Below are 24748 nucleotides of genomic sequence, written 5' to 3'. Positions count from 1 at the left end.
TCCGCTCCTGGTGCAACCCGATCGTTCGTCGCTCTAGGCGATTGGGCTTGCCCACACCTCGGTCGACTGGCATCCTCTTCACGCGCCAGGGTGCCATGGCCTTGCTCGCGCGGCCATGAACCGGTGTAGGACGGATGCTCGCCCGTCGCCGATCGCATTCCCACGCTCACGTGGGCATGGCACCCGGACCAGCCTTCGACCGCTGCTGGAGAGAGCGATCTCCCGGTCAGAGGGCACTCCGCCGAAAGGATGCGGCCATGCACCCGATCTTGTTCGAGGTCCTCGGCTTCCGGGTCCACGCTTACGGCCTGATGATGGCCGTCGCCTGCGCCTCGGCGCTGGGGCTTTCGGTTTGGCGAGCCCGCCGAGAGGGGATGAACCCCGACGCCGTGTATGAACTGGCGACCTGGTTGTTCCTCGGCGGCGTCATCGGGGCCCGGGTGTTGTTCGCGGTCGTCCATCCCGAGGCGATCCGCTCGCCGCTGGACGTTTTACGCGTTTGGGAGGGGGGCGGCGTCTTCTACGGCTGCATTCTGGGCGGACTGGCGGGGACGCTGATCTACTACAGCCGGAGGCCGTTTCCGTTTCTGAGGATGGCCGACGTCGTCGCGCCGACGCTCGCGATCGGGGCCTTTTTCGGCAGGATCGGTTGCCACCTCAACGGTTGTTGTCACGGGTCGCTTACCAAGTCGAGCCTGGGGATCCGATTCCCATACGGCTCGCACGCCTGGGTCGAGCACGTCGACCGCGGCCTGATCCCCGTCGATGCGCCCTATTCGCTCCCCGTCTTGCCGACCCAACTCTACGCCGCCCTCTCGGCGCTCGCCTTGTTCTCGCTGCTGATGGCGTACTATCCGCGCCGGCGGCGGCCGGGTCAGGTGATGGCCCTGCTGATGATCGCCTATCCGATCACGCGATGGCCCGTCGAGATGCTCCGGGCCGACGATCCCGGTGTCTTCGCTGGCGTCACTGTCTCCATGCTGATCAGCCTGCTGCTCTGCGCGGCCGGAATCGCTCTTTGGCTGCGATTGAGCGCCGATGTCGGAGGCGGCCCCAGCTCCGCGTTGGAAGGTCGGCCCGCTCACGCTTGAGGTGTAGGATGCGCGGGAGCGACTTCGAGGCGTCGGCATCGTTCGCTCTCGTCATCCATGACGTCGCCCCTGTCTTTCGACCTCAGCTTGAGATCATCCGTAACGCCGTCGCTCCACTTGTGGCCGATCGGGTATCGGCGGCCGTCGTCCCTTGCTGGCACGGGTGTCCGCTCGGCGAGTCTCCGGGCGACGTCGACTTCCTGGACTTCGTCGCCCAGGGCTTCGGCGAGATTCTGCTGCACGGCTACACCCACCAGCAGGATAGGCCCGGCCTGATCTCTTACCTCTCCGGTCGTTCGAACGAGTTGAGTGGTCTCACGGAGAACGAGACGCGAGATCGCCTGGCGAAGGGCCGGGAACGCCTCGGGCGGCTCATGAGTTCGCCGATCGCGGGCTTCGTCGCGCCGGCCTGGCGACTGGGACGGGCTTCGCCCGAGGTCTTGAGCGATCTGGGTTTCGAGTACGTCGTCGGGTTCGGCTCAGGCCGCTTTTTCAGCGGTCCATCGATCCCGCTGGCGACGTGGTCGTGGGATTGGGGAATCTTGCCTGGACTCGGCTGGCTCGGCGAACGGCTTGGAGCTAGCGCCCGTGCCGTGCGGCCCGCGTCGCTCCCTTGCGTCGTCATCCACCCGCTTGACGTTGACCGCCGCTGGCTGCCACGGTGCCTTCGGGTCGTCGAGCGGCTGCTGGCGGAGGGGCGAACGCCGACCCTGTTCTCGGAAATCGTGGGGACGTCGTGACGCTGTCGGCTCGTCGACTTTTCAATCGCCTACTGGAACGTCGGGGAGAACGTCTGGCCCAACGACTGGCGCCGTACCTGCCCCGAGGCGGGCGACTCCTCGATATTGGTTCAGGAACAGGCCATAACGCCGAAGCGTTGGTTCGGGTCGTCGGAGGGAGTTGCCTTCAGGCGGACGTCGTCGACTTCCACGTCGGCGGAGAAGAGCCGATTCTCTTCGATGGGAGAGTTCTCCCGCTGGCGGACGGGGCCGTCGACGTCTGCCTGCTGATTCACGTTCTCAGCTACACAGATGATCCTTCGGCGATCCTGCGTGAAGCCGCGCGCGTGGCGAACAGGCGAGTGATCGTGGTCCAAACCACCTATCGAGGAGCGTTCGGAAGGGCGCTTCTTCGAGGACGGGGCTGGATCCAGGGGCCGGCCGCCTTTAGGCTCTGCCGGGCGATCGGCCTCGTTCCGGCTGTGAAAAACTCGATGGAGTCGCGACGAGTTTTCACGCGATCGGAAGTTCGGGCGATCGCCGAGGAGGCCGGGCTGCGTGTGGACCGCTTGGAGTCGGAGACTGACGCGGCAATGTGGATCAGTCGAGACCTCCTGATTCTCAGCACGGGTTCCCGTTTCCAATGAACGAGGATCTGCCATGTCTGATCGCTCCGACGGGCCGGCCCTGTCTGTGGTGATTCCGGCTCGTAACGAAGCGGCGCTTCTTGGGGAGACCCTGGAATCGGTCCTGCGAGCGATCGACGAGTTCGCCGCGCCGGGGGATGTCGAAGTGGTCGTCGTCGACGACGGCAGCAGTGATGGCACTCCCGCCTTGCTTGAGCAATATGCGGCCGATCACGGGGTTGTGGTGGTGAAGTGCGAGGTTCGAGGCGCGGCCCGGGCGCGGAACCTCGGGGTCAGGCGAGCGCGAGGGAGGATCCTGGTCTTTCTCGACGCCGATACGCATCCCCCCGCTGATGGACTTCGACGGATCGCGACGCTCTGCGACGAGCACGGATTCGAGGCTGGAATCACGAGACTCGGGGCGCTCGACGGCGGCCTGCGGGCGCGTTGCTGGTGGGGCTTCTGGAACACCGTCCGACGGCTTCCACTCCCCCGCGCCAAGGCGATGCCCGCCTGCATGTTTTGCACGAGGGAGGCGTTTGATGAATTCGGCCCCTTTGACGAGCGCGTCGCCATCGGCGAGGAGTGGCCGATCCTCGCGGGCCTTTACCGTGCACGCCCTCGCCGCTTCGTCTACGATCGTTCCAGGGTCGCCCTGAGCTCCGGGCGTCGGATGGAACTCCAGCGCTGGGGATATCTGCGGACGTTCCTGAAGTACGGGTGGGCGATCGTCAGCTTTCGGGGGCGAGTCCACTACCACGACCAGATCCGCCACGCGGCTCCGCAGGTCGACGTGGGTTAGGCGCATCCGCTCGCGACGGGGGGCGTTCCCCGGTGGTGTTTCGTGGCGAGGTTTGGGATTTCGTCGTGGCTCGGGCCCTTGCTGGCGAAGTTGCGCCTGAACTCGGTCGCACCCCGGCGTGCGGCCGATGGCAGGTGTTGCCTGGCCAAACGACGCCATTGGTTCGCACGCTGGCTGATTCCGGTCGAGAATGGCTATCTGCGGTGGCTTCGCGCCGGGGTCCAGGTACTCCCCGACGTCCCGTGGCAAGCCCGGGAGATGGAGGTTCACCGTCGTTTGTATGGCGTCGAGTGCACGGTGGACGACCAAGGATGGCTGCTCTTGCCCTTCTGGCCGGGCCGACTGGCCGCCGATCACTGCGCTGACGCCTTGGTTCCCGTGGAGGAACGGCTGCGTGCGCTCTCGGCTGTGGTCCACGCCCTACACGAATTGCATGGTACGCTCGGACCGGACGGGCCTCTCTGCCACGGCGACGCCACACTCCGCAACGTCGTCCACGACCCGGAATCCTCGAGCGCCCGATGGATCGACTTCGACACCGTCCATGAGCCCGCGGAGATCACCGAGCGTCAGGCCGACGACGTCCGCGCGGTCCTTTACTCGGCGCTCGGAGTGCTGTGGGATGCCCCGGTCGGGACGATCCTCGACACCGTTCAGGCCGGGTACAGGAACCCAGGCATCTGGCAGCATCTCCGAGATCGCTTACGAGACGGCCCCATCCACGCGGGACCCTTTCATATGGCTCAGGCCGCACCGTCGGCGGCCCGCCGACGTGAGATGGAACGTCGCATCATCTCCGGGGGATGAAACGCGGGCCGGCGACTCAATCGTCGGACGAGTTGCTGTCCCGCCGCCTGGATTTGGTCTCGCTATGCTTTCGCTTCGATTCCAGTCGACGTTTCTGAGAGCCGAGGGTCGGCCTGGACGGGCGACGCGGCTTGGGACGCTCACAGGCCTTGGCAATCAACTCGACGAGGCGATCGACGGCCTCGCGGCGGTTGGCGTCCTGAGTTCGCGCGGTCTGGGCGAGGATCGTCAAGAAGCCGTCGCCGCCGATCCGACGGCCGGCCAGAGTCAGCAAACGGCGACGCACGTCCTCCGGCAGCGAGGGCGAGTTGGTCGCGTCGAAACGCAGCCGAACGGCCGTCGAGACCTTGTTCACGTTCTGACCGCCGGGGCCCGACGAACGGATGAACTCGAAGTCGAGCTCCGCCTCCTCCAGCGAAACTCGGTCATTGACCACGATCATCGAACACCATCCCCCGGTAGGTCGCGAACCTTGCCCGCAACGAGTCTCCCCGCATCAGTGTACACTGGACGTTAGAACGAAGCGCACGGTTCGAACGCTCGGCAACGTCATGGCGTCTTCACAAGATTTTCATCAAAGACGGGTAAACTTGGTAGAGACCGGAATCGTCGGGACGTTCACGGGCCCGCGAGTCCCGACCTCTCTATGACCCGAAGGATCGAACATCCATGCGGCCTTGGCCTGAACTTGTGCGGCTTCCGATTCTGACGACGCTTGTGGGCTGCCTCGCCGGCTGCGGTTCGGGGGGCGGGCTTACGTCCCCGGCGCCGACGATTGTGGTCGACGGCTCCAGCACGGTTTTCCGCATTAGCAAGGCGGCGCAGGAGGCGTTCGCGAGCGTCGACCCCGACGTGACGGTCGTGGTCGACAACCACGGCACCGGCGGCGGTTTCGGCCGATACCTCCAGGGGGAGGTCGACATCGTCGACGCCTCCCGCGACGCCAAGCCCGACGAGAAGGAGAAGGCGTGGAGTCAGGCCCTGGAATGGACCCGCTTCGTCGTCGGCTACGACGGAATCACGCTCGCGGTGAATGCCAAGAACGATTTCGCTCGCTCGATCACCGTCGATCAATTGAAGAAGTTGTGGGAGGCGGACTCCAAGGTCGTGACCTGGAAGGATCTTGATCCCTCGTGGCCGGATCGCAAGATCGTCCTCTACTCGCCTGACAACGACTCCGGGACGTTCGAGTTCTTCGTCGAGGCGATTCTCGGCAAGGGGAAGCACCCGCGCGATGGCGTGCAGCAAAGTTCCGACGACAACATCCTGGTCAACGGCGTGGTCGGGGATCCGGACGGTCTCGGCTACTTCGGCTATGCTTACTACGCGGATAACAAGGAACGCCTCAAGGCTCTCGCGGTTCAGGCCGGAGCCGAGGCGCCTCCCGTGGCTCCCAGCCCTGAGACGATCGCCGACAAGTCCTACAAGCCTCTCTCGCGACCGCTCTACATCTTCGTCAAGAACTCGTCGACGAAGCGGCCCGAGATGGCGAGTTTCTTGAGCTACTATCTCGACAATGTCTCGACTCTCGCCGTGACGGGGCGGTACGATCCTCCCACCCCGGAAGACATCGAGGCGAACAAGGCCGCCCTGGCGAGCCTGACCGCTAAGTCCGGGGACGACGCCGCCCAGGCGGTCGCCAAGCCGTCTACCCCCTGAGCATCCGATGCCTCCCGACCGTTCCTCTCCGGCCGAGCCTACGACGCTTCGCGAGACGCCCTCCCCCGACGATCCCTGGGGAGGGCAGTCCCGGTTCGCCCTGTTCGCCGAGGTCGTTGCGCCGGTCGCTCTGGGCTTCTGCGGCGCGGTCACCATCCTGACGACCCTGGGCATTCTGCTGGTCCTGCTGGTGCAGAGCGTCGAGTTCTTCCTCCACGCGAAAATCAGCGTCGCCGACTTCCTGCTGGGCTCCGTCCTGAAGCCTGAGGCCACGCCGCCGAAATTCGGCATCTTGCCGCTGGTCTGGGGGACGTTCGTCATCGCCCTGGGGTCTTCGTGCATCGCGCTGCCGATCGGCCTGATGAGCGCGATCTACCTCAGTGAATACGCCCCGCGGATGGTGCGAAGCATCCTCAAGCCGACGCTCGAACTCCTGGCCGGCGTGCCGACGATCGTCTACGGCTATCTGGCTCTGCTGATGGTTACGCCCTTGCTCAAGGCCCTTCTGGAACCGCTGGGCCTGCGAGTGGAGCAATTCAACGCCCTCTCGGCCTGCATCGTCGTGGGCGTGATGATCGTTCCGCTGGTCTCGTCCCTGAGCGAGGACGTACTCTCGGCGGTTCCTCAGGGACTTCGCGAAGCCGCCTATGGACTGGGAGCGACGAAGTTCGAGGTCTCGACGCGGATCGTGCTGCCGGCGGGGCTCTCGGGGGTGTTCGCGTCCTTTATCCTGGCGATCAGCCGGGCCGTCGGCGAGACGATGGCCGTCGTGCTTGCGGCGGGGATGATTCCTCAGATCAGGCTCAATCCCCTGACTTCGGTCGAGACGATGACCACCTACATCGTTCAGGTCGTCGGGGGCGAGGCCTCTTACGGGTCGTCGAAATACCTGTCGCTCTTTGCCGTGGGGCTGGCCCTGTTCGGAATCACGCTGACGCTGAACATCCTCTCCAACATGGTTCTCAGGCGCTATCGCGAGGTCTATCAATGAGCGTGGCGCCTGCCGACAAGTTCCGGCCGCACCGCCGGCTCCGGAGATGGCTGGGCCCCGCCTTCGGCGCGGCTTGCCTGCTGGCGACCCTCACCGGCGTCATCGTGCTGACCGCCTTGATGGCGGCAATCCTCGCCGCGGCTCTTTCGGGACCTCCCCACGCTCCGTGGTACGACGTAGCGTCGAACGCCCGCGAACTCGCCTCGCTTCTCCGTCGGCTGCTGGCCAATCGACCTTCGAGCAACCCGGCGATCGCGGGGTATCACGTCGGGGTCATCGGCAGCCTGTGGCTGCTAGGGCTTGTCGCCGTGGTCGGCATTCCCGTGGGCATCAGCGCGGGGGTCTTCCTGGAAGAATACATGCCGGCGGGTCGAACTCGCCGGATGATTCAGACGAACATCGCCAACCTGGCGGGTGTTCCTTCGGTCGTGTACGGGATCCTGGGGCTCTCGCTGTTCGTCCGAGCCTTCGGTATGAAGGGACTGGCCCTCGGGCCGAGCCTGCTGGCGGGCGTTTTGACGCTTTCTCTTCTGATTCTGCCAACGATCGTCATCACCACCCAGGAGGCTCTCCGGACAGTGCCGCCGTCGCTCCGACAGGCCGCGCTGGCGCTGGGGGCCACGCGATGGCAGGTGATCAGCGGCCACGTCGTTCCGGCCGCGCTGCCGGGGATTCTGACGGGGACCATCCTGGGGCTCTCACGGGCCATCGGCGAGACGGCGCCGCTGCTGCTGGTCGGCGCGGCAGGCTCGCTGCTGCGGGCGCCCCGAGGTCCGCTCGACCGATATACGGCGCTCCCTGTCGAAATCTACAACTACGCCAAGGAGCCGGACCGGGCGTTCCAGGCGGTCGCCGGCGGCGGTATCCTGATCCTGGTGGCCATTCTGCTTTCGATGAACGCCGTGGCCATTCTGATTCGCAACCGCTTCCGACGCCGCCGATGAGTTTCATCGCCTCAACGCCTCCCAACCCCCCGCCGAGACGCCTATGAGCGCCCCGACCACGTCCCCGACGCCGGCCTCTTCCGCCGCCTCCACCCCGGAGGCCGTGCTCCAGACCATCGGCCTCCACGTATGGTACGGTCCGTCGCTGGCGCTCAAGGGGGTCGACATCGCGATTCCCCGGCACAAGATCACGGCCTTGATCGGGCCATCCGGCTGCGGCAAAAGCACCCTGCTGCGCTGCTTCAACCGGATGAACGACCTGATCGCGGACGCCCGGATGGAGGGGGAAATCCGATTCGACGGAGAGTCGATCACCGGCCCGAAGATCGACGCTGTGGGACTTCGGCGACGGATCGGAATGGTCTTCCAGAAGCCCAATCCTTTCCCGAAGAGCATCTACAACAACATCGCCTGGGGCGCGAGGATCAACGGCTACCGCGGCGACATGGATGAACTGGTCGAGCGATCGCTCCGCCGGGCTGCCTTGTGGGACGAGGTCAAAACCAAGATCCACCGCTCTGGACTGGAACTCTCCGGCGGCCAGCAGCAGAGGCTCTGCATCGCCCGAACGCTGGCCGTGGAGCCCGAGGTCATCCTCATGGACGAGCCGTGCTCCGCGCTCGACCCGATCTCGACGGCCCGCGTCGAGGATCTGATGGACGATTTGAAGGACGACTACACCATCGTCATCGTCACCCACAACATGGCCCAGGCCCGCCGCGTCAGCGACTTCACCGCCTGTCTCATGCCCGACGAAGACGCCGCCGCCGGCCACCGCACGGGCATCCTCGTCGAGTTCAGCCCCACCGACGTCCTCTTCACGAACCCCAGGGATTCGAGGACCGAGGCCTACATCACTGGGCGCATCGGCTGAGTCCCGGGCGTCACAGCGACTTGCCGAGGTGCCGGCCCCGAACTATCCTGGTTTGGGGCGTCATGCGCGCTCCCATTCGTTCGCACACCGATCTGGATCCGCGATGCCCATCCTCGACTGCTTCAGCCGGGCCTACGTCATCAACCTGCCGCAACGAGGCGACCGCCGGAAAGAGACGCGGGCCATGTTCGAGCGCGTCGGCCTTGAAGGCTGGCGTGATCGCGTCGAGTTCTTTCCCGCAGTGAAACCCGACTCGCCGGGAGGCTTCCCCAACATCGGCTCTCGGGGCTGCTTTCTCAGCCATCTCGGCATCCTAAAGCGGGTGCAGGCTGAGGGAGCCGGCGACGTCTTGATCATGGAGGACGACCTGGAGATCGCCGACGATTTCGTGCGTCAGGGCGACGTCATCCGGGAGATCCTCCGTCGCGAGCCCTGGGGATTCGCCTACTTCGGCCATCAGCTTGAATCGTTCGAGGACGGTGCGGAGGAACCTCTTCGTCCGTTCACTGGGCCGATCCGCACGACGCATTTCCTGGCGATTCGCGGCGACGTGGTTCCGCGCGTCGTCGACTGCCTGGAGGCCATCCTGCAGCGTCCCCCGGGATCGCCCGACGGGGGACCGATGCACGTCGACGGAGCCTACTCCTGGTTCCGGAACCTCAACCCCGACGTGCTCACGCTCGTCGCGGCTCCGAATCTCGGCTTCCAACGTAGTTCAGCCAGCGATATTACGACGGCGTGGTTCGACCGGATTCCGGGCCTTCGCTCGGCGGCCGAGGCCGGCCGCTGGGTCAAGCGCCGAGTCCGCCGCTGAGACCGGTCTCGGATCACGTCGGGAGGCGAACGAGCGATGTCCGACTGGCGATCGATCCTGGATCGCGCGATCGAATCCCGAACCGAGCGGATGCGTAACGTCCGCCGCAGCCTCCACGCCAACCCCGAACTCAGCCGCGAGGAATATCAGACCACCCGGTTCCTCGCCGACAGGCTCGCCGAGACGGGGATACCTTTCTCGATCGTCCCCTCGCGCCGGGGGATTCTCGCGGGGACTCTTCACGAGGCTCAGGGCCCGCTCGTCGCCTTTCGGGCCGACATCGACGCTCTGCCAATCCCGGACGCCAAGGACGTTTCTTACCACTCGACACGAGACGGCGTCATGCACGCCTGCGGCCATGACGCTCACACCGCGATGGCCCTCGCGGCGGCGGAGGCGCTCTGGGATTGCCGTGGAGCCTTGCCGGCCTCATGCTCCTGGCGTGCTGTCTTCCAGCCGGCGGAGGAGGTTGGCGAGGGGGCCTATGAAATGGTCGCTGCCGGCGCGATGGTCGGCGTCAAGGCGATCACCGCACTGCACGTCGACCCTGAACGGCAGGTGGGACGCGTCGGCTGTCGTTCCCATGAGTTGACCGCGTTCTGCCACGACCTCAACGTGACCGTTCGGGGCGTCGGAGGCCATGCGGCCCGGCCGCACCTCTCCCGAGACCCACTTCTGGCCGCGGCTCAGTTCATCACGACCGTCTACCAATCGATCCCGCGCAGCGTTGACTCCCGCGACCCCACGGTCGTGACCTTCGGCGCGATCCAGGCTGGGTCGAGTTGCAACGTCATCCCTGAGGAAGTCGTGCTCAAAGGGACAATCCGAACGCTCTCGCGACCGGCCTCCCAGCGGGTGGCCGAGCGGTTGCAACAGATCGCGGACGGCCTCGGCGCAGCCACCGAAACTCAATTCGAGCTGAGTTTGAACAACAGCACCGACGGCGTCTACAACGACCCCGAGGTCACCGCCGTCTGTCGACGCGCGGCCGTCGAGGTGGTTGGGGCGGAGAACCTCGACGAGATCCGCTTCCCCAGCATGGGGGGCGAGGATTTCTCGGGCTACCTGACCCAGGCGCCCGGTTGCCTGCTTCGCCTGGGGACGGCCGGGCCCGACGCCCCTGTGCACCACCTGCATTCCCCCTCGTTCGACATCGACGAGCACGCACTGGTTTTTGGGGCGAAGATTCTGGCGCGTTCCACGGTTCTCATGGCCGATCGGTTCGCGGGGATTGGGGAACCCAGGCGGGATTCATGATTTCTTCATGCAGGCTTCATCGTCGCCGCAAGCCCGCCAGTATACTTGCGCAAGAATCCCCCCTCGCAACCGGACGCGACCCAAATGCCGAAGCCCAAGATCCTGATCGTTGAGGACGAGCGATCGCTCGTCGAAGTTCTTCGCATCAACCTGGAACGAGAAGGCTACGAGACGACCGTGGCGTCCGACGGGGTTGAGGGGCTCCGCCAAGCGCGGCTGAAATCCCCCGACCTGATCGTGCTCGACCTCATGTTGCCTCTCAAGGGGGGCCTGGACGTCTGCCGCGAGTTGAAGTCGGATGCGAAGACGAAGGACATTCCCGTCGTCATGGTCACGGCTCGCGCGGAGGAGTCGGACCAGCTCGTCGGCTTCGCCACCGGTGCCGACGACTACGTGACGAAGCCCTACAGCATGAAGGTCCTGATCCAGAGGATCAAAAAGGAGCTGAGGCGGGCGCAGGCTCGCGAGGAGGCTCCGGCCGCAGCGCAGGTTTCCAGCCAGGGCGTGATGATCGACCGCCACAGCCACCGGGCCTTCTTTCGCGACCAGGAGCTGACGCTCACCCCAACGGAGTTCCGCCTCCTGGAGGTGCTACTGCGTCAGACGGGTCGCGCGTTCACGCGCTATGAGCTAATGGACGCCGCCATTGGCGAGGACGCCGTGGTCCTGGAGCGGACGATCGACGTCCACGTCAAGAGTCTTCGCAAGAAGCTGGGCGAGGCCGGCGACCTCATCGAAACCGTCCGCGGCGTTGGATATCGATTCCACGAGCCGAGGCTTGTGGGCGCGTAATCGACTCCTCGTCGGCGCCGTCGACGCGGGAGCGGCGCGTTCCTCGCTCCGGCAGGAGTTCGGCTCGGACCACGGCCACCTCGCGCGGGGCCTCGATCCCCAGCCGGACCTGGCCGCCCTCCAGGCGGACGACGGTAATGCACACGTCGTCGCCGATGTAGAGCCGTTCCATGAGCTTTCTCGTGAGAACCAGCATCGATTCAACCCCTCCAGCCGTCCGTGTTGCTCTGATCCCCGCCCCGAAGCCCTCGCTCCGGCGACGCCCGACCCCGCTCATCGGGGGACTCTGCTGGAAATCTAGGTCATAAGCTCCTACGATTGGGGGTCGATCGGCGAGTTTGCTCGGATTTGTTGCGAGAAGGCGTCGCACGCTTCCGCAACTCATCCTGCCGATCCCGGTCGTCGCCCACCTTGCGGGAGTCCGTTCCCGTTGAGGACGGAGCGAACCGGTACGCGGTCCGCCTGGCTCGGAAAGGGTGACGATGTCTGCTGCTGCTCATTCGGCCGTGATTATCATTGGATCGGGGTCTGCCGGGCTGACCGCCGCCATCTACGCCGCACGGGCCAACTTGGCTCCCCTCGTCTTCGAAGGGAAGGAACCCGGCGGTCAGCTCACGCTGACGACGTCGGTCGACAACTTTCCTGGCTTTCCAGAAGGCGTGGAAGGCCCCGAGTTGATGGAGCTTATGCGGAAGCAGGCCCAGCGCTTTGGAGCCGACACACGGTGGGAGACCGTGTTCGAGGCTGATCTTTCAAAGCGGCCTTTCACCGTCAAAACGACCGACGACCCTAGCGGCGACCCCACCAGCGGGGACATTCGCACCTACACCGCCGACGCCCTGATCATCGCCACCGGCGCCTCGGCGCGCTGGTTGGGAGTTGAAGGCCCTTACCGGGGCAATGGCGTGACCACCTGCGCCACCTGCGACGGCGCCCTCTACAAGGGGAAAGAGATCGCCGTGGTGGGCGGCGGTGATTCGGCCGTGGAGGAGGCTACGTTCCTCACGCGGTTCGCCACCAAGGTCACCCTGATCCACCGTCGCGACGAGCTTCGGGCCTCCAAGATCATGCAGGACCGGCTCAAGAACTTCCCCAAGATCCACTACGCCTATAACGCCGAGGTCGAGAGAATCCTGGGCGATGAGTCCGGGTCCTTCCCCGAGCTTCAAGGGGTCCGGCTCAAGTCGACGAAGGATGGATCGCATAACGACCTCAAGATCGCCGGTTTGTTCCTGGCGATCGGCCACGACCCGAACTCGAAGATCTTCCGAGGGCAGATCGCCACGACGCCTGAGGGTTACATCCTGACTCGCACGGCGCTCGCCTGGAAGGACGCTGAGGCTCCGGCCGGCCTCATGGATAAGCTGCCCAATTACGGCACGGCGACGAGCGTCGAGGGCGTCTTCGCCTGCGGCGACGTGGTCGACACCCACTACCGGCAGGCGATCACAGCCGCCGGCTCCGGGTGCGCTGCGGCGATGGACTGCGAGAAGTGGCTGGAAACCCAACATCACTGAGCCTGGGGCTGCTCAGCCCTCTCGAACGGGGGAGGCCGGGGCAAGGGACGCCGAGGCCCTGGGGAGCCGGACGACGAACGTCGAGCCGGCTCCCGGTCGGCTCGACACCTCGACCCGTCCCTGCAATGACGAGACGAGGTGCTTGACGATCGCCAGTCCGAGGCCGGTCCCCCCAAGCTCTCGGCTTCGCGCCTTGTCGACGCGGTAGAACCGCTCGAAGATTCGCGACTGATCCTCGCGGGGGATGCCCACGCCGGTATCGCGGACTTCCACCGTGATCAGGCTTGGGGTGGCCGAGCACGCTACCCGAACGTTCCCACCCTCGGGCGTGTACTTGATTGCGTTGTCGATCAGGTTGTCGAAGATCTGCCGGACCGCCTCCTCGTCGGCGAGGATCGTCGCGTCCCCTTCGACGCCGCCGTCGTCGAACGTCAATGAGAGCACGCCTGCTTCAGCCCGGTCGCGGTGGGTCTCCACCTGAGTGGAGAGGACGGGAATCAGGGCGAGCGGCTCGTGCCGGTAGAAGTCCTGATTCGATTCCAGTCGGGCGAGGCTCAGCATGTCGCGGACCAGGGCGTCGAGCCGGTCGGCCTGCTCGTCGATCCGTTCCAGGAACCGACGGTTCATCTCGGGATCCTCGAGCGCCCAGTCCAGCAGGGTCTCGGCGTAAGCCTTGATCGACGCGAGCGGCGTTTTCAGCTCGTGTGAGGCGTTGGCGACGAAATCCTGACGCATCCGTTCCAGACGCCGCAGCTCGCTGACGTCGTGAAAGACCAGGACGGCGCCAGCAGGAGACTTGCCCGGCAGGGGGGTCCCACGGACCGCCAGGATCCGCGAGGGCGACCGCAGGGCATCGCGGCCAGGGAGCGTCAACTCAACGTGGTAGGCGTCCGGGTGAGCGATGCGGAACGTCGCCTCGACGGCCCCCTGGACCTGCGGGCTTCGGATCAACTCGGGGATGAGTCGCCCGACCGAGTCGGGGTCGAGGCCGAAGAGCGCATCCGCGCTCGCGTTGGCGAAGAGCAGCCGTCGGCGAGGGTCCACGGCGAGAACGGCTTCGGCCATCGCTCCCAGCACGACTCGAAGCTGCTCCCGGTCGGCCTCCAACGCCTGGATTCTGTCGAAGATTTCCGGAGCCGTCGCGTTGTAGGCGGCGACAAGCTCTCCAAGCCTTCCTGATTCGCGGGCGTGCAACTGCACCGGCCGCCGACCCTCGGCCAGGCGGATCAACCCCATGGCCAGATCATTGATCGTCCACCCCCCGCGCACGGTTCGCGCCGCGATCGCGAGGAGGATCAAGAGCATCAGAGCCGCTACATACGCCATCCGCGATCTGCCGGGGTCGGTACGGATTCCTGGGTCGAAGATCGGATCCAGTATCGAGACACCAGCGGATACGGGTCAATATCCCACTCTCGAGGCTGCGCCGTGGGTCGCGACGGCAGCCTTCGGCATCAACTCGTCGGCGTGGGTGACGCGGTTGCGTCCCTGTCGTTTCGAGTGGTAGAGGGCGAGGTCCGCTGTTTCAACCAGGGCCGAAACCGTGCGAGGTGTGAGCTCGCCTTCGTGGTTGAGGGTCGCTGAACCCAGGCTCGCCGTGATCGTTTGAAGCGACCAGCCATGCTCCTCGATCGTCCGTCGAACCCGCTCTGCAACAGAGTCTGCGCCCAAGCGATCCGTCCCCGGCAGAAGGATCGCGAATTCCTCGCCGCCATACCGCGCCACGACGTCGTGGTTCCGAGCGCACGATTGGATCAACGAGGCGACGTCGCGAAGGATCACGTCTCCGGCGGCGTGTCCAAAACCGTCGTTGAACGTCTTGAAGTGGTCCACATCCAGGAGCACCAGCGAGAGCGGCAGCCGGTGTCGGATCGCAAAGGAGAAGGAAATGTCGAGCGAGTCGACGAGGAATCGGCGGTTCCAAAGCCCTGTCAGTTCGTCGGTCGCCGCGATTCGACGAAGGTGGAGGACGTCCTCCTCCAGGCTGGTGCGGTTGGCGAGTAGAACCTCGATCGTCGCATAAGCTTCCTCCAATCGTGAACGCAGTTGTTGGATCTCCCTCAGGAGGGGGGATTCCGGGGAGCCAGGCCCAGCGCTCGGCGACTCGTCACGCGTCATGTTCAACCCTATGCTGCATCGCGCCTCCGTGGGGATGGGCGCCTCCGCGACCGTCTCTCCCCGCTTATCTGAATCCTAGTTTATGGAGGAGCGTCGCAGCGAAAGTTCGCCGATGCGCTACAGGTCGCCTCCTCTGTTGTCTGCGTGCATCAGTGGTAGCGACGTTTGTTTAACTACTAGCGCTGCGATACGACCTGAGCGCGAACTGGAAGAACCAACGGCTGACCCACAGGGAGATCACGGCGACCGCCGCAGTAAAGCCGACCATCCACCAGTCCAGAACTCGGACCATCACATCGGCCGGGACGTTCGAGACCAGCAGGATCGGGACGACGAACGTGAAGAACCGCCCGAGCGTCTCAGCCCCCCGACCTGAGAAGATCTGCCGAGGGTAACGGGCCAGGCTGGAGAAGAGCCACCACATTTCCATCAGGCTCTGGTTGCGGACCATCCAGACGGAGAACGAGGTCAGGATCATCATAAAACTATAGGCGATGGCCACGCCGAATGCGAACGTCGCCACGAACGCCGCAACCCGGGAGGGATCGAACGTCCACCCCTTCTGGACGAGCGCGACGACCATCAGGATCGCGCCCATCACGAGGTTCGGCGCCGTCCCCCAGTCCATCCGGCGACAGGAGACCAGGAATTGCTCGTCGATCGGCTTGAGCAGGAGGAAATCTAGGTCGCCGGTGCGGACCAGCTCGGCGAACTCGTTGCAGTTTTCCAGGAAGAGGGTTTCGATCAGCCCGTTGATGGCGAAGAAGCAGCCGACGAAGAAGAAGTAGTCGGGCTCGCTCCAGCCGGCGATCTGGTTCGTCTTGCCGAACACCGTCCGGTAGAACGCGATCAGGATGCCCATCCAGAGCAGTTCGACCGAGACCTTCACGAGGAAGTTGCCTCGAAAGGCCATCTCTCGGGCCAGCGTGTAGCGAGCCAGGCCACCGAGCATCCGGAGGTAACGGAGGACGCCGGAAATCATGGGTCAGCCTCCGTACGCGCTGTAGCGCTTCAGCCCGGCCCGATAGAGCGTCCTTGCCAGAAGCATGAACGCGAGGGCCCAGAACAACTCCAGCCCCAGGTGGAGGATCAACTCAGTGCCCCGGATCTTTCCCTGGAAAACGACGGCCGGGAAATAGGCCATGTACTGGAAGGGGAGCGCTTTGAGAATACCGGCCCACGGCTGAGGCAGCAGGTCGAGCGGCAGCATGTGGCCAGAGATGAAGAAGTTCAGGGTCATCACGATATAGAGGACCGAGGTGACCTCCAGGAACCAGAACCCGACCATCCCCACGCTGGCCTCGAAGTAGAAGCCGACGAGGAATGAGAGGACGAGTGATAAAGCGTAGGCCGCCATCGTCGTCGCGTCCGGGAAGCCGTCGAAATAGCTCCGGCAGAGGTAGAAAAGCAGGGCGTAAGGCAGGAACGACATCGTGATGTAGGCGACCTTGTGCGCGACCCTCGACGAGAGCAGGAAGCCGAGGAGGTCGAGCGGCTGGAGCAGGTATCGCTTGAGCGTCCCCTCGCGAACCTCCCGGGCGATGCCCCCCGCCAGACCGGGCATGCTGGAGAACATCCGGCTGATGTTGGTCAGCAACAGGTAGGCGATCATCTCGCGGTAGTTGAAGCCGCCGATCTGAGTCTGGCCCGACCCCTCGTAGATGGCCTTCCAGAGAAGGACCGTGGTGATGATCGGCAGGAAACGGAGAAGCGTCCCGATCAGGAAGTCGCTGCGGTAGGTCATCCGCTCGATGAGGGAGACCCGGAAGATCCGCGCGTATTTGACCAGAGCGTGGAGAGGGCCGGGAGAAGGCGTCGCGGGAATCGCGATCGCGGCGGCGTCAGGCGGCGTCATGGGCGAGCCGAGCCTCCTCGAAGACCTTGGCGATGATGTCCTCCAGCGGAGGGTCCTCGACGCTGATGTCAGCCAGGGCGTTGCGATTGAGCACGTCAGCCAGGGCCCCGGCGACGCGGGAACGCTCGATCCGGACGTCGGCGAAGGGCCCTTCGCGGCGGACGACCTCGCCGTAGCGTTCCAGTCCATCGGGGGCCGGGCCCTCGAACTGGAGCTTGACCAGCTTCGACTCGCCGAATCGCTCGATGATCCCCGCCAGCGGCCCGTCGTAGACGATCGTCCCGTGGGTGATCACGATCACGCGGTCGCAGAGAGCTTCCACGTCCCGCATGTAGTGGCTGGTCAGAAGCATCGTCACCCCGCGCTTCTCGTGATAGTCGCGGAGACACTTCTGAATCGCCGCCTGGGCGACGACGTCGAGGCCGATGGTCGGCTCGTCGAGCAGCAGGAGTTGCGGGCCGTGGAGCAGGGCGGCGATTAGCTCCATCTTCATCCGTTCGCCGAGCGAAAGCTCTCGGACGGGCTGGCGGGTCAGCTTGCCGACCCCGAGCAACTCGACGAGTTCGCCGAGCGTCCGATCGAATTGCTCGCGAGGGATGGAGTAGATCTCGCGGTGGAGCTGGAAGCTGTCTTCGGCGGGAAGGTCCCACCAGAGCTGGTTCTTCTGGCCCATGACCAGCGCGAAGCGTCGGCGGTAGGCGTCCTCGCGCTTCCAGGGCGTGTAACCGAGGACCTTGGCGTCGCCGCCCGATGGGTAGATCAGGCCGGAGAGCATCTTGAGCGTGGTCGTCTTCCCGGCGCCGTTGGGGCCGAGAAAGGCGACCATTTCGCCCGGTTCGATGGTGAAGCCGATCCGGTCGACGGCCTTCACCTCTTTATACTCGCGGTGGTAGAGCCCGCGAATGGCACCGAGCAGGCCCTCCTGCTTCTGAAAGACGCGATAGGTCTTGGACAGACCTTCGACCTCGATGATCGGCATGGGGAGCTTGTTCCTGGCTGACTCGCGGCGGCCGGACGATCGATCAGATATCGATGTCCTTGGCCGTGTACGCTTCTTCCATGATGAACTTGAAGCGGGCCTCGGGCTCCTTGCCCATCAGGTCGCTGACGGTTCGTTCGGTGTAGGGCCGGTCCTCCTCAGGGACGACCACGCGGAGGAGGCGACGGCCCTCCGGGTTCAAGGTCGTCTCGAAGAGGAGCTTGGCGGGCATCTCACCCAGCCCTTTGAAGCGGGTGATGTCGGGCTTCGCGTTCGACGGCAGCTTGGCGAGAATGCGGTCGCGGTGCCTGTCGTCGGAGGCCCAGTAGGTCTCCTTGCCCCAGGTGATCTTGAACAGAGGGGGGCAGCCCAGATAAACGCGGCCCTCGGCCATCAGCCCGGGCATATGACGGTAGAAGAAGGTCAGAAGCAGGGTGGCGATGTGGTGGCCGTCGCTGTCGGCGTCGGTCAGGATGATGACCTTGCCGTACCGAAGACGAGCCGGGTCGTACAGGTCGTCCATCCCGCAGCCGAGGGCGCTGACGAGGTCGGTTAGCTCCTTGTTGTCGAGCACCTTGGCCTTGCCGGCCTGCTCGGCGTTGAGGACCTTGCCTCGAAGCGGCAGGATAGCCTGGATGTCACGGTCGCGACCTTGCTTGGCGGAGCCGCCGGCGCTGTCGCCTTCGACGATGAACAGCTCGGACTCTTCCGGGTCGGTGCTGTCGCAATCCGCGAGCTTGCCCGGCAGGTTGAGCTTGCCGCTGACGGCCGTCTTGCGGCGGACCTGCGACGCCGCGGCCCGGCTGGCCTCACGGGCTCTCGCTGCCTGGATGACGCGGTTGGCGACGGCCTCGCCGACGCTCTTGTTCTGGTGGAGGAACGCCTCCAGGCTGGGCCGAACAAGCGACTCCACCTGCCCGCGCACCTCGGGGTTGTTCAGCCGGCCCTTGGTCTGGCCCTGGAACTGGGGTTCGTGGATGCAGATGGAAAGGACGGCGGTGAGTCCTTCGCGGACGTCCTCGCGCTTGATCTCTAGGCCCTTCTTGACGAAGTCGTGCGTCTCCATGAAGCGGAGCACGGCCGAGCCGACCGCCGAGATCATCCCCATCTCGTGCGTGCCGCCGTCGCGGGTCGGGATTGTGTTGACGAACGAGAGGACGTCCTCGTCGGTCGCCTCGGTCCAGGCGAGCGCCAGGTGGAGCCGCAGGCCGTCGTCTTCCAGCTCCCGTTCGAGGACGAAGGGGAGCGGGGCGACGCGGTTGTCCTCGCGTCGCTTGTTGACGGAGTCCAGGAAGTCGACGACGCCGCCGTCGTGACGGAACTCGACGGAGGTCTTCGCCTTCTCGTCGATGAACTGGATGACCAGCCCTTTGTTGAGATACGTCTTCACGTCGAGCCGCTCGGCGATCAGGGCCGAATCGTAGTCGAGCGACTGGAAGATTTCCGTATCGGGCGTGAAGGTGACGGTCGTCCCCGAGCCGCGGATGGGATCGCCGGCCTCGACCGGACCCAGCGGCTTACCCCGCTTGTATTTCTGAGTATAGGACCGGCCGTCGCGACGGACCTCGGCGATCAGGCTCTTGCTGAGTGCATTGACGACGCTGGCACCGACGCCGTGGAGACCGCCGGCGACCTTGTAGGCGTCGTTGTCGAACTTGCCGCCGGCGTGGAGGGTCGTGAAGATGACCTCAAGCGCGCTCTGGCCGGTCTTGGGGTGCTTGTCGACGGGGATGCCTCGGCCGTTGTCGGACACGGACATCGTGCGGCCGTCGTTGTGGAGGGTGACCACGATCCGCGATGCGTGGCCGTTCATTACTTCATCGACGGCGTTGTCGACGATCTCCCAGAGAAGGTGATGCAGGCCAGCCTTGTCGACGCCGCCGATGTACATGCCGGGACGGCGACGAACGGCCTCCAGCCCTTCAAGGACGGTGATCGATTTGGCGTTGTACGTCGCGGATCCGTTCGACATCGGGGTCTGGTCCCTCTCGACCGGCCAGTGCCGGGACGCGGTATTTTTCGCGGACGCGGGGGTTCGTCAATCCTTGTCGTCGGATTTCGACCGGGAGTCGCCGGCCTCATTCACCTGATCGAGGGGCGGCACGGGCTCGGCCTCGCCGGGGACGAGGCACTCCAGAGAACCGCGCTGGAGGATCGCGTAACCGCGACCCCCTCGCGAGGTGACGGGGTATTTGGTGGCTCTTACAATCTGCTCAGCGCCGCGGTTGGTCCGGACGGCCAGGCCCTCGCGCTTCTTGTTCGCCAGGACGAAGCCAATGACCCGGTCCTTGGCGTCGAGCTTGATCGCCGCCACGCCTCTCGCGGCCGAGGCGACGATGTTCGCCTCGGTCACCGGGAAGATCAGGACGCGTGCCGCTTTCGTGGCCAGGCAGACGTTTTCAGACCCGTCGGTCGCCTCGACGCCCACAACCGAGTCTTCCTTGAACGTGGGGTCGAGCCGGATGACCAGGCGGCCCTTCTTGGTCGACACCGGCGCCAGCGTGGCCAGGGGGAATCGCAGAACCTTGCCGCCGGCCGTCAGGGCGATCACGTACGGCGGTGGCGGCAGACTGGGCCCGGCGTGGCCGTTCGCCTCGCCGTTGGTCGAGGCGTGGCCGTTGGTCGAGGCCGCGTCCAGGTCGACGTCGAGCGTCTTCTGCATCAGTCGGGCCGGCGTCTGCGAGTGCTTCGCGAAGTCCGGCAGGCAGCGCGGGTCGTGGCAGACGACGCCGACGAGCTTCTCCTGGTCCTCGAAGGCGAACTGCTTCTGGATCGGGTCGCCGTGGCCGGTCGTCATGGGGATGTCGTTCACGCGGAGCGTGTAGCCCATGCCGCGATCGGTGAAGAGGGTGATCGTCTGGCGGGCCCGGGCGCGGTAGACCCAGCCGACCTGGTCGTCGTCGCGAACGCGGATGCTAGCGACGTCCGTGAACGACTTCTGCCGCTTCGTCCAGCCGCCTCGGGTGACGATGACCCAGGCGTCCTCGTCCACGATGTAGTCTTCCTCGCGGAACTCCATCGGGGCGGCGGGGGCTTCAATCTTGGTTCGCCGAGCATCGCCGTAGGACTTGGCGATCTGCTTCAGCTCGTCCTTGATGATCGCCCAGCGGGCCGGTTCGTCGGCCAGAAGCGCCTGGATTTCGCCGGCCCGCGTACGTTTGGCGGCCAGCTCGGCGAGGATGTCCTTGATCTCCAGCTTGCCGAGGCGGTAGAGCTTGGTTTCGAGGATGGCGTCGGCCTGGAGGTCGCTGAGGTTGAACCGCGACATCAGCTTGGGAGCGGCGTCGGCCTTGCCGTCGCTGGCCCGGATGATCCGGATCGCCTCGTCCAGGTTGTTGAAGACGATGGCGAAGCCTTCCAGGATGTGGATCCTCGCCAGCAGCAGCCGCAACTCGTAGTTGAGCCGCCGCGTGACGACGTCCATCCGGAAGTCGAGGAAGTGCTGGAGGATCGTCTTCAGATCGAGACGAGCCGGGACCGCCACCGCGGCGCCTTCCGCCGGCAGCAGGCAGGTCAGGTTCACGCCGTAGTTGACCTGGAGCGGCGTGTTCTTGAAGAGGTAGGCCATCGCCGCGTCGGCGTTCGAGCCAGGCTTCAGTTCAAGGACGATCCGGATGTCGTCGGTGCTCAGGTCCTTGACGTTCGTGAGCTGAGGGACCATCCCCTTGCCGATCAGCTCGCCGATCCGGGCGACCAGCGGGTCTTTCTCAATTCCGTAAGGGATGGAATCGATGACGATCGTGTTGGGCCGGACTTCGGGGCGGGTGTAGGTGCCGCGGAGCTTGAGCGAGCCCTGTCCCGTGGCGTAGATCTTCCGGATGTCCTCCGGCGGGTTCAGGATCACGCCGCCGGTAGGGAAGTCGGGCCCGATGACGTGACGGGTGAGCTTCTCCAGCGGGGCTTCCCGATTCTCCAGCAGGACGACGAGCGCGTTGCAGACTTCCTTGAGGTTGTGCGGCGGGATGTTCGTCGCCATGCCGACCGCGATGCCCGCCGTCCCGTTCACGAGCAGATTCGGGAACTGTGCGGGGAGGACGACCGGCTCCTGGGTCGTCGCCATGTAATTGTCGCGGAAGTCGACCGTCTGCTCGCGAAGCTCGCTCAGCAGGGTCTGGGCGATGGGCGTCAGCCGGCACTCGGTGTACCGGAAGGCGGCCGGCGGGTCGCCGTCGATCGAGCCGAAGTTGCCGTAGCCCTCAATGAGAGGATGGCGAAGCGAGAACGGCTGGGCCATCCGGACGAGGGCGTCGTAGATGGACTGGTCGCCGTGGGGGTGGTAGCTCTTGATGACCTCGCCGACCACCGCCGCGCACTTCATGAACCGGCCGTCGGCGGTGATCCGAAGGTCGGACCACATCGCATATAAGATTCGCCGCTGCACGGGTTTAAGCCCGTCGCGGACGTCTGGCAAGGCTCGCGAAGTGATCACGCTCAGGGCGTACGTCAGGTACCGCTCCCGAGCCGCTTCCGCCAACGGAACGTCCTCCGTCAGCGTGCTTCGCCGCGGGCGAACCTCCCGATCATCATTCCCTCGGCGGTTCCGTTTCGCCATCTCTGGACCCCGGCTCCCGTCCTGACGTACCTAAAGCTCAGCCTCTTGCCGAGACAGATCAAACCAACTCCGACGATCGCCACAATACCAATTCATCATCGGCCGCCGCAATGGAATAGTGTACAAAAATACAATATTCATGGCGGCGGCAGAGTCGAGACGGCCCTAACGGCGAGCGGCATAGGCGGCGTCGAGATTCCTTCGGAGGCACTCAATACTCTGGCGAGCGGTTTCCTCCGCTCCCGGCTTGAAGTCGAAGACCTCGACGGAAACCCAGCGGTCGTAGCCGCTTTCGACGAGAGCCGCAAGAATCGGGGCGAAATCGACGTCCCCCATCCCGGGGCCCTTGAGGTTCACGTCCTGGGCGTGGAAGTGGCCGGCCGTGCGGGCATGACGGCGGATAAGGTCGGGCACGGACGCGTCGGTCTCGGCGCTCTGGGCCTTAACGTCCATGTGCAGCTTGAAGTTCGGGTGGCCCACCTTGGCGATCAGGGCTTCCGACTGTTCGCAGGTATTCAGGAAGTTGGTTTCGGACGGTGCCAGCGGCTCGATGCAGAGGTCGATCCCCAGATCGCCGACGGCCGGCATGATCCGGTGGAAGGTCTCCAATGCGTATTCCTCGGCCTGGTCATAACTTACGCCGGGGAGCAGGTCACGCTGCTTGGGCGAGCCCAGGACGAGGATCGAGCCCCCCAAGTCGGCGGCGGCCTCGGCGAGAGCCAGTAGATAGTCGCCGGTACGTTGACGGACGGCGGCGTCGGTCGAGGTCAGGTAGAAGCCCTCGGTCTTGGCGAGCAGCCAGTGGAGGCCGATCGTCGTCAGGCCGGAGTCTTCGACCGTCCGGCGGATCTCGGCCCGCTGGGACTTGGAGAGGTCCGTAATGAGGGGGGCCAGGGTGAACGGGGCGATCTCCAGGCCGTCGTAGCCGAGGCTACGGACGACCCGGCAGACGTCTTTGAGGTCCCAGCCTTCAAACAGTTCGTTGCAAATGCCTAGCTTGATCACGGTTTAGCCTCGGCGGTCGGCGGCGAGCCTGGCGGCGTGCAGCGTGTTCTTGAGAAGCATGGCGACGGTCATCGGGCCGACGCCTCCGGGGACGGGGGTGATTCGCGAAGCCACCGGAGCGACCTCGGCGAAAGCCACGTCGCCGCAGAGCTTTCCGTCTTCTTTACGGTGGATGCCGACGTCGATGACGACCGCGCCCGGCTTGATCCAGTCGGCCTTCACGGCCTCGGGGACGCCCATCGCGGCGATCAGGATATCGGCCTCGCGGGCGAACCGGGCTGGGTCGGGGGTGCCGGTGTGGCAGACGGTCACCGTCGCGTCGGCCCCCTTGCCTTTCTGCAGGAGGAGCAGGGCCACGGGCTTGCCGACGACCTGCGATCGGCCCAGGACGACGGCGTGCTTCCCCTTCGTCTCAACTCCTGCGTCCTTCAGCAGTTCGATGATCCCCAGCGGTGTGCAGGGGACAAACCGGGGCCGCCCCTGAGCCAGCAGACCGACGTTCTGGGTGTGGAAGCCGTCGACGTCCTTCAGCGGGTCGATCCGGTCGATGACCTCGACCGAGTCCAGGCCTTTCGGCAGGGGAAGCTGAACGAGGATGCCATGGACGTTGGGGTCGGCGTTGAGGCGGTCGACGGTGTCGAGCACCTGCTTCTGGGTCGAGTCAGCCGGGAGCCGGACGACCTCGCCGTTCATCCCGGCGGCCTTGACGGCGTTCTCCTTGTTGCGAACGTAAACCCGGCTGGCGGGGTCCTCGCCGACGAGGACGACGGAAAGCCCCGGCGTGATCCCCGTCGCCTGGCGGAACTCCGCCACCTCGCCGGCCAAGCCTTCGCGAACCCGCTCCGCCAGGGCCTTCCCGTCCAGGATCACAGCTGGCACGTCTCAATCCCCCCACCGACTTGAAATCACCGGCCGACCCGTCGCGGCCAGCCCCCATTATGCCGCAACCCGCCGATCCAGGCGACCCAGCGGCTTCGATCCAGCCTCGGAGAATTGGGTCCGATCGCGCCGCCCCAGAAACGATGCCCTGTGATGGAAGTCCTTGGCTGATTTGGCTTTTCCCATCGGATTCGCCGCCCGAGAATTGGCTTGGTTCGGTCGTTACTCGAGAGACTTCCGCCTTGGTTCTCAAAGCGGAGGACGAGGATGGAACGAACGCGGCTGCCAGGACGAAGCTTGGGTTCTTCGGCTCCTCTATCCTCCCAGATTACCCTGACGTACTCGACCTGCTTCGCGAAGTCGATGATGGGTTCGTTCGATACGCGTCTCATGGCGGTGGCCAACACAAAACCATGAATCATAGTATCTTATGGCCGCGTTCTCAGGCCGTGGATTGGGTTTGATCG

24 protein-coding genes are annotated in these 24748 nt (G+C 65.1%); 13 read left to right on the top strand and 11 right to left on the bottom strand.

Annotated elements, in window-relative coordinates; translation table 11 throughout:
• Positions 1-257 precede the first annotated feature (257 nt).
• The 5 genes from lgt to G5C50_RS25085 all read left to right on the top strand — a co-directional run bounded on the left by lgt (position 258) and on the right by G5C50_RS25085 (position 4045).
• Positions 258-1091, top strand: a complete 834-nt coding sequence (lgt, locus tag G5C50_RS25105; protein WP_165073718.1) for a prolipoprotein diacylglyceryl transferase — start codon at positions 258-260, stop codon at positions 1089-1091.
• 8 nt (positions 1092-1099) lie between these two features.
• Positions 1100-1831 (top strand): DUF2334 domain-containing protein, encoded by a 732-nt coding sequence (locus G5C50_RS25100; protein WP_165073717.1) that lies wholly within the window; start codon positions 1100-1102, stop codon positions 1829-1831.
• Entirely contained in the window at positions 1753-2457 is a 705-nt protein-coding gene (locus G5C50_RS33320; RefSeq protein ID WP_407673589.1) for a class I SAM-dependent methyltransferase, read from the top strand. Before G5C50_RS25100 ends, G5C50_RS33320 begins: the two co-directional genes overlap by 79 nt.
• 13 nt (positions 2458-2470) lie before the next feature.
• On the top strand, positions 2471-3238 hold the full coding sequence (locus tag G5C50_RS25090) for a glycosyltransferase (RefSeq protein WP_165073715.1): 768 nt from the start codon (positions 2471-2473) through the stop codon (positions 3236-3238).
• A gap of 297 nt (positions 3239-3535) precedes the next feature.
• Positions 3536-4045 carry a BUD32 family EKC/KEOPS complex subunit gene (locus tag G5C50_RS25085; RefSeq protein WP_165073714.1) on the top strand — a complete coding sequence of 170 codons (510 nt, stop codon included), beginning with the start codon at positions 3536-3538 and terminating at the stop codon, positions 4043-4045.
• A 16-nt stretch (positions 4046-4061) separates the two neighbouring features.
• Here the strand turns inward: G5C50_RS25085 and arfB are convergent, their stop codons facing one another.
• Positions 4062-4487, bottom strand: coding sequence for an alternative ribosome rescue aminoacyl-tRNA hydrolase ArfB (gene arfB / locus G5C50_RS25080; protein ID WP_165073713.1), 426 nt, complete (start codon positions 4485-4487; stop codon positions 4062-4064).
• 227 nt (positions 4488-4714) lie between these two features.
• On the opposite strand from arfB, the gene G5C50_RS25075 reads away from it, so the two are divergent.
• The 7 genes from G5C50_RS25075 (at position 4715) to G5C50_RS25045 (ending at position 11376) form a co-directional block, all read left to right on the top strand.
• Complete coding sequence (locus G5C50_RS25075) at positions 4715-5704, top strand: PstS family phosphate ABC transporter substrate-binding protein (RefSeq protein WP_165073712.1); 990 nt, start codon at positions 4715-4717, stop codon at positions 5702-5704.
• A 7-nt stretch (positions 5705-5711) separates the two neighbouring features.
• Positions 5712-6695, top strand: coding sequence for a phosphate ABC transporter permease subunit PstC (pstC, locus tag G5C50_RS25070; RefSeq protein WP_165073711.1), 984 nt, complete (start codon positions 5712-5714; stop codon positions 6693-6695).
• On the top strand, positions 6692-7639 hold the full coding sequence (gene pstA, locus G5C50_RS25065) for a phosphate ABC transporter permease PstA (protein ID WP_165073710.1): 948 nt from the start codon (positions 6692-6694) through the stop codon (positions 7637-7639). The genes pstC and pstA overlap by 4 nt, the downstream gene beginning before the upstream one ends.
• 43 nt (positions 7640-7682) lie before the next feature.
• Positions 7683-8513: a phosphate ABC transporter ATP-binding protein PstB gene (gene pstB / locus G5C50_RS25060; RefSeq protein WP_165073709.1), complete on the top strand. Its 831-nt coding sequence runs from the start codon at positions 7683-7685 to the stop codon at positions 8511-8513.
• A gap of 103 nt (positions 8514-8616) precedes the next feature.
• Positions 8617-9327, top strand: coding sequence for a glycosyltransferase family 25 protein (locus tag G5C50_RS25055; protein ID WP_165073708.1), 711 nt, complete (start codon positions 8617-8619; stop codon positions 9325-9327).
• Positions 9328-9363: 36 nt separating this feature from the next.
• Complete coding sequence (locus tag G5C50_RS25050; RefSeq protein WP_165073707.1) at positions 9364-10584, top strand: M20 metallopeptidase family protein; 1221 nt, start codon at positions 9364-9366, stop codon at positions 10582-10584.
• A gap of 84 nt (positions 10585-10668) precedes the next feature.
• Positions 10669-11376, top strand: coding sequence for a response regulator (locus G5C50_RS25045; RefSeq protein ID WP_165073706.1), 708 nt, complete (start codon positions 10669-10671; stop codon positions 11374-11376).
• Here the strand turns inward: G5C50_RS25045 and G5C50_RS25040 are convergent.
• Positions 11315-11548, bottom strand: coding sequence for a carbon storage regulator (locus G5C50_RS25040; RefSeq protein ID WP_407673591.1), 234 nt, complete (start codon positions 11546-11548; stop codon positions 11315-11317). The two genes, G5C50_RS25045 and G5C50_RS25040, sit on opposite strands and share 62 nt — an antisense overlap.
• Before the next feature lie 310 nt (positions 11549-11858).
• On the opposite strand from G5C50_RS25040, the gene trxB reads away from it, so the two are divergent.
• The gene (gene trxB, locus G5C50_RS25035; protein ID WP_165073704.1) at positions 11859-12893 is read left to right on the top strand and encodes a thioredoxin-disulfide reductase; all 1035 of its coding nucleotides are present in this window, start codon (positions 11859-11861) and stop codon (positions 12891-12893) included.
• 12 nt (positions 12894-12905) lie between these two features.
• Here the strand turns inward: trxB and G5C50_RS25030 are convergent, their stop codons facing one another.
• The 9 genes from G5C50_RS25030 to folD all read right to left on the bottom strand — a co-directional run bounded on the left by G5C50_RS25030 (position 12906) and on the right by folD (position 24281).
• A complete protein-coding gene (locus G5C50_RS25030; protein ID WP_165073703.1) occupies positions 12906-14219 on the bottom strand; it encodes a sensor histidine kinase in 1314 nt (437 codons plus the stop codon).
• A 75-nt stretch (positions 14220-14294) separates the two neighbouring features.
• Positions 14295-15011 carry a GGDEF domain-containing protein gene (locus G5C50_RS25025; RefSeq protein WP_165073702.1) on the bottom strand — a complete coding sequence of 239 codons (717 nt, stop codon included), beginning with the start codon at positions 15009-15011 and terminating at the stop codon, positions 14295-14297.
• 169 nt (positions 15012-15180) lie between these two features.
• Entirely contained in the window at positions 15181-15993 is an 813-nt protein-coding gene (locus tag G5C50_RS25020) for an ABC transporter permease (protein ID WP_165073701.1), read from the bottom strand.
• A gap of 3 nt (positions 15994-15996) precedes the next feature.
• A complete protein-coding gene (locus tag G5C50_RS25015) occupies positions 15997-16866 on the bottom strand; it encodes an ABC transporter permease (protein ID WP_165073700.1) in 870 nt (289 codons plus the stop codon).
• A complete protein-coding gene (locus G5C50_RS25010) occupies positions 16853-17845 on the bottom strand; it encodes an ABC transporter ATP-binding protein (RefSeq protein WP_165073699.1) in 993 nt (330 codons plus the stop codon). The genes G5C50_RS25015 and G5C50_RS25010 overlap by 14 nt, the downstream gene beginning before the upstream one ends.
• A gap of 43 nt (positions 17846-17888) precedes the next feature.
• Positions 17889-19817: a DNA gyrase/topoisomerase IV subunit B gene (locus G5C50_RS25005; protein WP_165073698.1), complete on the bottom strand. Its 1929-nt coding sequence runs from the start codon at positions 19815-19817 to the stop codon at positions 17889-17891.
• Positions 19818-19883: 66 nt separating this feature from the next.
• Positions 19884-22319, bottom strand: coding sequence for a DNA gyrase/topoisomerase IV subunit A (locus G5C50_RS25000; RefSeq protein ID WP_240907355.1), 2436 nt, complete (start codon positions 22317-22319; stop codon positions 19884-19886).
• Between the two features lie 243 nt (positions 22320-22562).
• Positions 22563-23402: a sugar phosphate isomerase/epimerase family protein gene (locus G5C50_RS24995; RefSeq protein ID WP_165073696.1), complete on the bottom strand. Its 840-nt coding sequence runs from the start codon at positions 23400-23402 to the stop codon at positions 22563-22565.
• Positions 23403-23405: 3 nt separating this feature from the next.
• Positions 23406-24281 carry a bifunctional methylenetetrahydrofolate dehydrogenase/methenyltetrahydrofolate cyclohydrolase FolD gene (gene folD, locus G5C50_RS24990; RefSeq protein ID WP_165073695.1) on the bottom strand — a complete coding sequence of 292 codons (876 nt, stop codon included), beginning with the start codon at positions 24279-24281 and terminating at the stop codon, positions 23406-23408.
• Positions 24282-24748: the final 467 nt, after the last annotated feature.

Origin of the sequence: Paludisphaera rhizosphaerae (assembly GCF_011065895.1) — a bacterium.
In the GTDB taxonomy this organism is placed as follows: Bacteria; Planctomycetota; Planctomycetia; order Isosphaerales; family Isosphaeraceae; genus Paludisphaera; species Paludisphaera rhizosphaerae.
The sequence above is the reverse complement of the archived record's forward strand: the minus strand, read 5'-3'. Positions and strand labels throughout refer to the sequence as shown.

Excerpts from the sequence above, each read along its gene's own strand:
- lgt (WP_165073718.1), top strand. The coding sequence starts at position 258 with ATGCACCCGATCTTGTTCGAGGTCCTCGGCTTCCGGGTCCACGCTTAC.
- G5C50_RS25100 (WP_165073717.1), top strand. The coding sequence starts at position 1,100 with ATGCGCGGGAGCGACTTCGAGGCGTCGGCATCGTTCGCTCTCGTCATC.
- G5C50_RS25090 (WP_165073715.1), top strand. The coding sequence starts at position 2,471 with ATGTCTGATCGCTCCGACGGGCCGGCCCTGTCTGTGGTGATTCCGGCT.
- arfB (WP_165073713.1), bottom strand. The coding sequence starts at position 4,487 with ATGATCGTGGTCAATGACCGAGTTTCGCTGGAGGAGGCGGAGCTCGAC.
- G5C50_RS25075 (WP_165073712.1), top strand. The coding sequence starts at position 4,715 with ATGCGGCCTTGGCCTGAACTTGTGCGGCTTCCGATTCTGACGACGCTT.
- pstC (WP_165073711.1), top strand. The coding sequence starts at position 5,712 with ATGCCTCCCGACCGTTCCTCTCCGGCCGAGCCTACGACGCTTCGCGAG.
- pstA (WP_165073710.1), top strand. The coding sequence starts at position 6,692 with ATGAGCGTGGCGCCTGCCGACAAGTTCCGGCCGCACCGCCGGCTCCGG.
- pstB (WP_165073709.1), top strand. The coding sequence starts at position 7,683 with ATGAGCGCCCCGACCACGTCCCCGACGCCGGCCTCTTCCGCCGCCTCC.
- G5C50_RS25055 (WP_165073708.1), top strand. The coding sequence starts at position 8,617 with ATGCCCATCCTCGACTGCTTCAGCCGGGCCTACGTCATCAACCTGCCG.
- G5C50_RS25050 (WP_165073707.1), top strand. The coding sequence starts at position 9,364 with ATGTCCGACTGGCGATCGATCCTGGATCGCGCGATCGAATCCCGAACC.
- G5C50_RS25045 (WP_165073706.1), top strand. The coding sequence starts at position 10,669 with ATGCCGAAGCCCAAGATCCTGATCGTTGAGGACGAGCGATCGCTCGTC.
- G5C50_RS25040 (WP_407673591.1), bottom strand. The coding sequence starts at position 11,548 with ATGGAACGGCTCTACATCGGCGACGACGTGTGCATTACCGTCGTCCGC.
- trxB (WP_165073704.1), top strand. The coding sequence starts at position 11,859 with ATGTCTGCTGCTGCTCATTCGGCCGTGATTATCATTGGATCGGGGTCT.
- G5C50_RS25030 (WP_165073703.1), bottom strand. The coding sequence starts at position 14,219 with ATGGCGTATGTAGCGGCTCTGATGCTCTTGATCCTCCTCGCGATCGCG.
- G5C50_RS25025 (WP_165073702.1), bottom strand. The coding sequence starts at position 15,011 with ATGACGCGTGACGAGTCGCCGAGCGCTGGGCCTGGCTCCCCGGAATCC.
- G5C50_RS25020 (WP_165073701.1), bottom strand. The coding sequence starts at position 15,993 with ATGATTTCCGGCGTCCTCCGTTACCTCCGGATGCTCGGTGGCCTGGCT.
- G5C50_RS25015 (WP_165073700.1), bottom strand. The coding sequence starts at position 16,866 with ATGACGCCGCCTGACGCCGCCGCGATCGCGATTCCCGCGACGCCTTCT.
- G5C50_RS25010 (WP_165073699.1), bottom strand. The coding sequence starts at position 17,845 with ATGCCGATCATCGAGGTCGAAGGTCTGTCCAAGACCTATCGCGTCTTT.
- G5C50_RS25005 (WP_165073698.1), bottom strand. The coding sequence starts at position 19,817 with ATGTCGAACGGATCCGCGACGTACAACGCCAAATCGATCACCGTCCTT.